Source organism: Meiothermus granaticius NBRC 107808 (assembly GCF_003574355.1).
GTDB classification, from domain to species: Bacteria; Deinococcota; Deinococci; order Deinococcales; family Thermaceae; genus Meiothermus; species Meiothermus granaticius.
The window spans coordinates 1-6,364 of sequence record NZ_QWLB01000075.1 but is presented as its reverse complement, the minus strand read 5'-3'; the positions used below and the strand labels follow the sequence as shown (position 1 = coordinate 6,364).

At 63.3% G+C, this 6,364-nt stretch carries 15 protein-coding genes; all 15 read left to right on the top strand.

From position 1 onward, the window contains the following. Positions 1 to 450 (top strand): hypothetical protein (locus Mgrana_RS16915; RefSeq protein ID WP_170146511.1); only part of this gene is annotated, 450 nt, incomplete at its 5' end. A 41-nt stretch (positions 451 to 491) separates the two neighbouring features. Beyond that, the gene (locus Mgrana_RS16250; protein ID WP_147021236.1) at positions 492 to 755 is read left to right on the top strand and encodes a hypothetical protein; all 264 of its coding nucleotides are present in this window, start codon (positions 492 to 494) and stop codon (positions 753 to 755) included. Further along, positions 752 to 1,051, top strand: coding sequence for a hypothetical protein (locus Mgrana_RS16245; protein ID WP_119358628.1), 300 nt, complete (start codon positions 752 to 754; stop codon positions 1,049 to 1,051). Before Mgrana_RS16250 ends, Mgrana_RS16245 begins: the two co-directional genes overlap by 4 nt. Continuing rightward, positions 1,048 to 1,278, top strand: coding sequence for a hypothetical protein (locus tag Mgrana_RS16240; RefSeq protein ID WP_119358627.1), 231 nt, complete (start codon positions 1,048 to 1,050; stop codon positions 1,276 to 1,278). The genes Mgrana_RS16245 and Mgrana_RS16240 overlap by 4 nt, the downstream gene beginning before the upstream one ends. Further along, a complete protein-coding gene (locus Mgrana_RS16235; protein WP_119358626.1) occupies positions 1,275 to 1,613 on the top strand; it encodes a hypothetical protein in 339 nt (112 codons plus the stop codon). The genes Mgrana_RS16240 and Mgrana_RS16235 overlap by 4 nt, the downstream gene beginning before the upstream one ends. Further along, positions 1,564 to 3,027, top strand: a complete 1,464-nt coding sequence (locus tag Mgrana_RS16230) for a rolling circle replication-associated protein (protein WP_147021235.1) — start codon at positions 1,564 to 1,566, stop codon at positions 3,025 to 3,027. The genes Mgrana_RS16235 and Mgrana_RS16230 overlap by 50 nt, the downstream gene beginning before the upstream one ends. A gap of 67 nt (positions 3,028 to 3,094) precedes the next feature. Then, entirely contained in the window at positions 3,095 to 3,403 is a 309-nt protein-coding gene (locus Mgrana_RS16225; protein ID WP_119358624.1) for a hypothetical protein, read from the top strand. Beyond that, positions 3,403 to 3,747, top strand: coding sequence for a BrnT family toxin (locus tag Mgrana_RS16220; RefSeq protein ID WP_119358623.1), 345 nt, complete (start codon positions 3,403 to 3,405; stop codon positions 3,745 to 3,747). The genes Mgrana_RS16225 and Mgrana_RS16220 overlap by 1 nt, the downstream gene beginning before the upstream one ends. Then, complete coding sequence (locus Mgrana_RS16215; protein ID WP_119358622.1) at positions 3,735 to 3,968, top strand: hypothetical protein; 234 nt, start codon at positions 3,735 to 3,737, stop codon at positions 3,966 to 3,968. The genes Mgrana_RS16220 and Mgrana_RS16215 overlap by 13 nt, the downstream gene beginning before the upstream one ends. An 86-nt stretch (positions 3,969 to 4,054) precedes the next feature. Beyond that, positions 4,055 to 4,411 (top strand): hypothetical protein, encoded by a 357-nt coding sequence (locus Mgrana_RS16210; protein WP_147021234.1) that lies wholly within the window; start codon positions 4,055 to 4,057, stop codon positions 4,409 to 4,411. After that, positions 4,411 to 4,806 carry a hypothetical protein gene (locus Mgrana_RS16205; RefSeq protein WP_119358620.1) on the top strand — a complete coding sequence of 132 codons (396 nt, stop codon included), beginning with the start codon at positions 4,411 to 4,413 and terminating at the stop codon, positions 4,804 to 4,806. The genes Mgrana_RS16210 and Mgrana_RS16205 overlap by 1 nt, the downstream gene beginning before the upstream one ends. Beyond that, positions 4,806 to 5,630 (top strand): glycoside hydrolase family 73 protein, encoded by an 825-nt coding sequence (locus Mgrana_RS16200; RefSeq protein ID WP_119358619.1) that lies wholly within the window; start codon positions 4,806 to 4,808, stop codon positions 5,628 to 5,630. Before Mgrana_RS16205 ends, Mgrana_RS16200 begins: the two co-directional genes overlap by 1 nt. Positions 5,631 to 5,637: 7 nt before the next feature. Next, on the top strand, positions 5,638 to 5,817 hold the full coding sequence (locus Mgrana_RS16195; protein ID WP_147021233.1) for a hypothetical protein: 180 nt from the start codon (positions 5,638 to 5,640) through the stop codon (positions 5,815 to 5,817). Continuing rightward, the gene (locus tag Mgrana_RS16190; RefSeq protein WP_119358617.1) at positions 5,818 to 6,015 is read left to right on the top strand and encodes a hypothetical protein; all 198 of its coding nucleotides are present in this window, start codon (positions 5,818 to 5,820) and stop codon (positions 6,013 to 6,015) included. Continuing rightward, positions 6,008 to 6,355: a hypothetical protein gene (locus Mgrana_RS16185; RefSeq protein ID WP_119358616.1), complete on the top strand. Its 348-nt coding sequence runs from the start codon at positions 6,008 to 6,010 to the stop codon at positions 6,353 to 6,355. Before Mgrana_RS16190 ends, Mgrana_RS16185 begins: the two co-directional genes overlap by 8 nt. Positions 6,356 to 6,364 lie beyond the last annotated feature (9 nt).

Genomic DNA, 6,364 nt, shown 5'->3' with positions numbered 1-6,364 from the left:
GCCGCCGGGGACGGGGCCGCACCGGGCTGGGTGAACGCAGGCCAGGCCGGGAATGGTTTTTTGGGCCTGGGCCATGCTCTGGTGGGGATGAACCAGGCCGTGAGTCTGGACGGGGCCCCCATCGTTGTCGAGCAGATGAACGAGGACTTCGAGGGCAACGACCTGGACTGGGGGGCCGGGTGGGCCCAGAAGGCCATTGACTATGCCCGGCTACAGACCCCGCTGGCCCAGGGCCTGAGCCGCTGGGCCTCCGGGCAGAGTTTCGGGCACATGCGGCGCAAGGGCAGCGCCCGCACCGACCCTGCCGGGATCCGCCAGACCCTCCCGGCGCTGTGGGCCAGCCTGAGCCCGGCTGCCGGGTACTACGCCCGGATCAGCGTGTATCACGAGTACAACGACCCCCTGACCCCGGAGATCGTCGCGGCCCTGGGCGAAACAAAACCCCGCTAGGGCTAGCGGGGCAACCTCATCAGGCAGACAAGGAGGACACTATGAGTATACCAGAAAACGGCTGGATGTTACGCCCCACCCCGTTGGACGAAGAATGCGACCTGCGGGTGCTCCCTGAGGCCGAACGCTTGCTGCACCACCTGACCCAGCGCGGGTATGACCTGCTGATTCAGGGTTTTGATCGCGGCTACCTGGCCATGGCCCGGCAGCAGCAGGGTCGGCACGTCGTGGCCGTGATCCTGGAAAACGGCAGCGCCCCCGAGGCATTGCGTGAGCTGGAGATGGAGCTGGAGAGGCGGTTATGAGGCGGCTCCCTTGGGACGGGGTTATCCCCGACCTCACCCCCGAGCAGGTAGAAGCGGCAGATGACCGCGACCGGGCCGAGGGCCGGGAGATGGTACGGGTGCTCCCTGAGGCCGAGCGCCTGCTGCACCACCTGACCCAGCGCGGGTATGCCCTGGTGTTGCTGCGGCTGAAGCACGGCTACCTGGCCATGGCCCGGCTGCGGGAAAGCCGGCACATCGTGGCCTCGAGCCTGGAAAACGGCAGCGTGCTCGAGGCCCTGCGTGAGCTGGCCATGGAGCTGGGGGAGCGGCTGTGACCATCACCCTCGAGGCCATGCTCAAGAGTCTGGACCGTGAGCTGGTGCTGCGGCGCAACGTTTACCGCAAGCGGATCGCAGAGGGCCGGATGCGGCCAGAGGAGGCCCGGCGGGAGTATGCCACCATGCTGGCCATCCGGATCTGCATCGCCGATCTGCTCGAGGGCCGGGTGGTGGTACAGAAGGAAATCGAGGAGTCCCGAATCGCAGACCTGCTTACACCATGATCAACCTTCACCCCTATGCCGGTCTCGCAGCCTGTAACCCAGGCCGCGAGGCCCGGTTTCGCCGGGATGGCCTGCTGATCAAGCTGCGCTGGCTGCCCGACCGAGAGTGGGAGGTCAGGGTTTGGGGCCCCAAGGGCGTCACCCCCGCCCAGCTCGAGGCCATCGCTCGGGCCTTGGGGCTCGATCACTACACCGTAGAGTCCAGCCTATCCCCGGCGGACTTCACCACCTACGTCTACCTACTCCGAGGGGGATGCGCGATCCGCCCCGAGCTTCAAGCGGAATATGAACACCAACATCAACTCCGTAAAGAGCGGTTCAATCCGACCCTTTGACCCCCACATGGCCGGGTATCCACGCCCGGTTACCGACCGTCTGGCCTACGCCTTGCGGCATTTCGAGTACACCCTGCCCCCCACCGACCCCCGGTGGAGGTTTTTGGACGAACAACCCCTGGCCTCCTCGAGCGTGCGCACCGCTCGGTATTTGACCAAACGCGCCAAGGATTTATGGCAGAAGCGTATTGAGGCCAGTTGGCGAGGGCCGGGCTTGTCAAATGCTCCATATCTCGACGCTGCGACCAGCACGCAATTACTGGGGCTGAAGGCCCGGCTCATGTTCAACCCCGGCACCCTCAAGTTGCGGGTGGGGGGAATGCTCCAGTCCACCGTGGCCCCAGGGGTCAGCCGGGGCCAGATCCGCTGGCTTTCGAACAAGAGCCGGAGCCGGATCCTCGAACTCACCCGCGAGCTGGAAGCGGCGGAGATTTACCCCCAGCTGATGATCTCCCTGACCTACCCGCGCGACTGGGAAGCCGCCATCTCCCCCGAGCACGCCCAGGCCGTCTGGGAGTTTCGCCGGGCCTGGGGCCGGCTGAACGCCTGGCGCTATGTCCCCAGGGGGCCGGGCTGGGGGGAGGGGTGGCAGCAGCGCCGGGCAGAGGTCCGGGCCGGGCTCCACCGCCTGCGGGAGCTGGGCCCTGACGGCAAGCGGGTCAAGGCCCACTTGGAGGCCTTCCGCAAGCGCTTCGAGCGCCGATACGGCACCGCTTGGAGCCTGATCTGGAAGCTCGAGTTCCAGCGCCGGGGGGCTCCCCACATCCACCTCTACCTGTGGAACTGTGGGGAACTCGATCTGGCGGAGCTGCGTACCTGGGTCAGCCAGGCCTGGGTGGAGATCGTCGCGGGATGCGAGCTGAACGCATACCTCGACCCACAGAACCGCTCCCTCTACGACCTCTACCGCGAGTCCGGAGGGCGGGAGTTTGCCGAGGCCATGCTGGGGGGGATGGGCCTCGAGGTGGGCATCTGGAACCACCTGCGGGCCGGAACCAAGGTGGAGGCCATTCGCGAGCGGCACTGGGGCTACCTGGCCAAAGAGGTCCAGGGTGGGATGGGCAAAGCCTACCAGCACGAGGTGCCGCGCCGCTACCGCAATGTGGGCCGCTGGTGGGGGTACTGGCGCTACCGCCGGGCGGGCTGGACCGAGCTGGTGTTTGACCTGGCCAGCGCTTCTATGCGCGAGGTCAAAGAGGCCATTGTAAAGCCGGTAGAAGCCGCCCTCAAAACCCTGCCCAGGGCCTGCCGCGACTTCCGCGAGCGAGCCAAGGCCATGCTCACCCGTTTCCTCAAAACCGGTTCCTTTTCCGCCCAAAAAATCGACCGCGACGGTGTGGTTACCGAAGGCCCCTACGGCTATCTCACAGTCTGGGGGCATTCAGCCGTGCAGGCGGCTATAGGAGCATTATAAGCATCAGCACGTCAAAAACGCCTAAACAGCCTGGATTTTCGCCGTTTAAACCCAAACAATACAGACAATGCAAGCCCCTGCGCGGCGAACCCCCAAATACGCCAAAAGCTTCTCTCACCGCATCGGAACCCGCCTGCTCAGCCGGCGCAACCCGCTCTCCCCGCAGGAGATCTCCGACCGCGAGCTGCTCGAGCTCCTCACCGGCAGCGCCCCCGCCGCCCAGACCCTGCACGAGCACTTCGGCAGCCTCAAAGAGCTGGCCCGTTTCGGCGGGGAACACGGCTTCGCCCCGCTCTCGGGCTATCCTGGGGTGACCCCCAATGTGGTGGCCAAGCTCGAGGCCTGGCTCGAGGGCATCGGGCGGGTGGTGCAATAATGCCCGCCGCCAAGCCCAAACGCAAAAGCGGTTGGCTATGGAACCAGCCCCTGCCCGAGTTCGACTGGGACGACCCCGAGGACGAAAGGGGCAACTATGTTCATGCCACCCGCCACGGAGTCAGCGCCGATGAGATTGAGGAGGCTTTCAGCTATGACCTCCAGCGCAGCCTGCCCTCGAAGAACCCCCGCAACAGAGAAGAACGGGCCGTGCTGTTCTCCCGCACTACCGACAACGCCCCGGTGGTGGTGGTGTATACTATGCGCAACGGGCAGATTCGGCCTATAAGCGCCCACTGGGCTAGCGCCAGCGAATCTAAGTTAATGCGAAAATGGGAAAGGTAATCCGCTACATCAAACCCGAGCAGGTCCCGGCCCGCTTCAAAAGTGAGGCCGAAGAGGCTGAGTTCTGGTACTGGAACCGTATTGACCCCGCCGACATTGATCCCGCCAAGCTCCAGGGCTTAGAAGCCCTGAAGGACGTGCGCAAAACCAAGGTATACCTCAAGCCTGGGGTAAAACACACCAATCAAGCCCGCAAAGCTCGCAGCAAAAAAGCCTCCTAAACCCCGTCCCCCACGCCAAGCCCGCCGAATGAGCGGGCTGTTTCGGTCTTGAATTGGCCCCCACATAGCCCATACAACGGGGCCATATGCCGCGCACCGTAGGGGGCCCAAGTGGGATGCTCACCAAGCTGAGCCAACCCCCGGTCACCCCCCAGATCCGCTTCCTGGCCGGTACGGTGGAACCCACCAAGGGCCTGCACATCATCAAGGTCTATGCCCCCACTGCGGTGCACGAGTACGCCTTTGGGCGAATCGCCAAACTGGCCACCACCTGGGACCTCTTCACGGCCCGCATGGCCGCCAGTTGGCGCGGACCTGCCGGGCTGCGGGTGCGTTTCCCCCGCAGTGCAGTGATCACGCAAAACGGGAAAAAGGTGTATTTGCCTCGCAAAGGCTACAACCCCAACGACAAGTATTTCTACTTCCTGGTGGAGTTCTACTGATGCAGATTCTCCTGGCCATCTTGCTGGGCATGTTCAGCCTGCCGATCCTGCAAACCCTGCTGGGCAGCGCAGTCTCTCAAACCGTCAACGCCACCATGGAAAAGATCACCGATTCCACCGCCACCGGGGTGCAAAACACCCTCTCCCAGGTGACCGGTGGGGTGATCCCCCCCAGAACCCAAGCCAACACCGGCGGGGCCAATCTGCCCCAGCCCAACCCCAACGACCAGTTGTCCAACCGCTTGACCAACCCCTGGCTGTACGTCAGCCTGGGGGTCTTTGGGTATGTGGCCGTGGTCGGAATTAAACAACTGCGGGGCGCCGGCAGGGACCTAGGTTCTGGGGTGCGCAGCGTTCATGAGGGCATCAAAGAAGATCTCCAGGGGGTGGATTGATGAGCACCCGCGACCCCCTGACCGGGCGCTTCCGGGTGGTCCAGCCCACCCCGCCAGAAGAGCGACAAACCTTCACCGGCCTTGACCCGTTCACCGCCGCGCTGGTGGCCCGGTCCCCCAAAGTCGAACCGGCCCAGCCCTTGATTCTGCCGGTTCCTTCGGCATCCCCTGCCCCAGCCCCACAGCCCTCCAAAACTGCCCCAGCCCAGCCTAGTCCGGTGCTGATCGGTGGGCTGGGGGCTGCCCTGGGCCTGGGCCTGGCCGCCACCGGTGCAGGCCTGCAAACCATACGCAATAGACAGGTGATCGCTATGCTGCAACAAGCCGGACCCTGCCCTCCGCTATCTCGAGCCGCGTTCCTGCAACGCCTCGAGCAAGCCGTGGCCATCGCTAAGCAAAAAGGGGCCATCCTCAACAAACAAGCGGTGATGGCCCAGGCCGCCCTCGAGAGCGCCTGGGGGTCGCGCATCCCCGAAGCGAATGGGGTGTGCTCCAACAACCTCTTTGGCATCAAGGCCGGCCTGACCTGGACCGGCCCCACAGTGGTCACCCAGACATCGGAATACCTGAATGGGCGCTGGATCCGCACCCAGGCCCGCTGGCGGGCCTACCCCAGTTGGAACGAGTGCCTGGTGGATTATAGCCGGATCATCCGCACCCTCTATCCCCAGTGCCTGCCGTATGCCGAGGGGGACCCTGCCGGCTGGGTACGGGGCCTAATCTCGGGCAAGGTGTGGCGCTGGGCCACCGACCCCAACTATGTCACCTTGGTGAACACAGTAGGTCAATCGCTGGCCAAATATGGAGGCCCCCAGTGGGCGTGAGGTGAACATGAAAACACAAATCGCCGTTTCAGTCCTGGGCTTTACCGCAGTCTGCGCGGTCATCGCAGTTGGATTTTTGGCCACTACCCGAATCATTGAACAAAAAGCCGATCAGCTCAGCCGCAACATTGACAACCTTCCGGCCAACCTCGTGCGCAGCGTGACCGGAGCAGTGGGAATGCGCTAAATGGAAGCCCTGGTCAAAATCGGATTTTTGCTGGCCTTTTTGACAATTGTAGGCGGTTTAATCTACCGCACCGTGCAAAACGGCGAGCATCTGGACCCTACTTGGGCCGCAGTCCTGGGCAGCCTAATCGCGGCGATCAGCTCATTTCGTTCCATGCAAAGGAGGAAACAGCGTAAGAAGGAGGAAGAAGATGGATAACTGGGATTACTTCTACTTCTCAGCATTACGAGTGATCGTGGCATTTGTGATGGCCAAGGCGGTAGCGGACGCGGTGTTTGATCGCCGGTCTAACTGGATTGACTACACCCTGGGGTTCCTAGGCCTGTGCTATCTGGGGGCGGTTTTCTGGGACTCGATTGATGGACGCTGGTTCTCAGGGTTAGACCAGTACGTGACCCGGCCCGCCATCACCGCATTCCTGGTAGTGGCGTATTATGGACTGCACCTCGAGCGCAACCGCCTCAGGCGTCTGGATTCTAGGGGAAAGGAAAAACGCCATGACACAAGAGGAAATGTTACGGTTGGTGGCAGCAAATGACTGGCTCTG

What these genes read in the sequence shown, in the direction of transcription:
- Mgrana_RS16215 (WP_119358622.1), top strand. Translation starts at nt 3,735, where the DNA reads ATGGGAAAGGTAATCCGCTACATCAAACCCGAGCAGGTCCCGGCCCGC.
- Mgrana_RS16245 (WP_119358628.1), top strand. Translation starts at nt 752, where the DNA reads ATGAGGCGGCTCCCTTGGGACGGGGTTATCCCCGACCTCACCCCCGAG.
- Mgrana_RS16210 (WP_147021234.1), top strand. Translation starts at nt 4,055, where the DNA reads ATGCCGCGCACCGTAGGGGGCCCAAGTGGGATGCTCACCAAGCTGAGC.
- Mgrana_RS16195 (WP_147021233.1), top strand. Translation starts at nt 5,638, where the DNA reads ATGAAAACACAAATCGCCGTTTCAGTCCTGGGCTTTACCGCAGTCTGC.
- Mgrana_RS16250 (WP_147021236.1), top strand. Translation starts at nt 492, where the DNA reads ATGAGTATACCAGAAAACGGCTGGATGTTACGCCCCACCCCGTTGGAC.
- Mgrana_RS16190 (WP_119358617.1), top strand. Translation starts at nt 5,818, where the DNA reads ATGGAAGCCCTGGTCAAAATCGGATTTTTGCTGGCCTTTTTGACAATT.
- Mgrana_RS16235 (WP_119358626.1), top strand. Translation starts at nt 1,275, where the DNA reads ATGATCAACCTTCACCCCTATGCCGGTCTCGCAGCCTGTAACCCAGGC.
- Mgrana_RS16220 (WP_119358623.1), top strand. Translation starts at nt 3,403, where the DNA reads ATGCCCGCCGCCAAGCCCAAACGCAAAAGCGGTTGGCTATGGAACCAG.
- Mgrana_RS16185 (WP_119358616.1), top strand. Translation starts at nt 6,008, where the DNA reads ATGGATAACTGGGATTACTTCTACTTCTCAGCATTACGAGTGATCGTG.
- Mgrana_RS16205 (WP_119358620.1), top strand. Translation starts at nt 4,411, where the DNA reads ATGCAGATTCTCCTGGCCATCTTGCTGGGCATGTTCAGCCTGCCGATC.
- Mgrana_RS16225 (WP_119358624.1), top strand. Translation starts at nt 3,095, where the DNA reads ATGCAAGCCCCTGCGCGGCGAACCCCCAAATACGCCAAAAGCTTCTCT.
- Mgrana_RS16230 (WP_147021235.1), top strand. Translation starts at nt 1,564, where the DNA reads ATGAACACCAACATCAACTCCGTAAAGAGCGGTTCAATCCGACCCTTT.
- Mgrana_RS16200 (WP_119358619.1), top strand. Translation starts at nt 4,806, where the DNA reads ATGAGCACCCGCGACCCCCTGACCGGGCGCTTCCGGGTGGTCCAGCCC.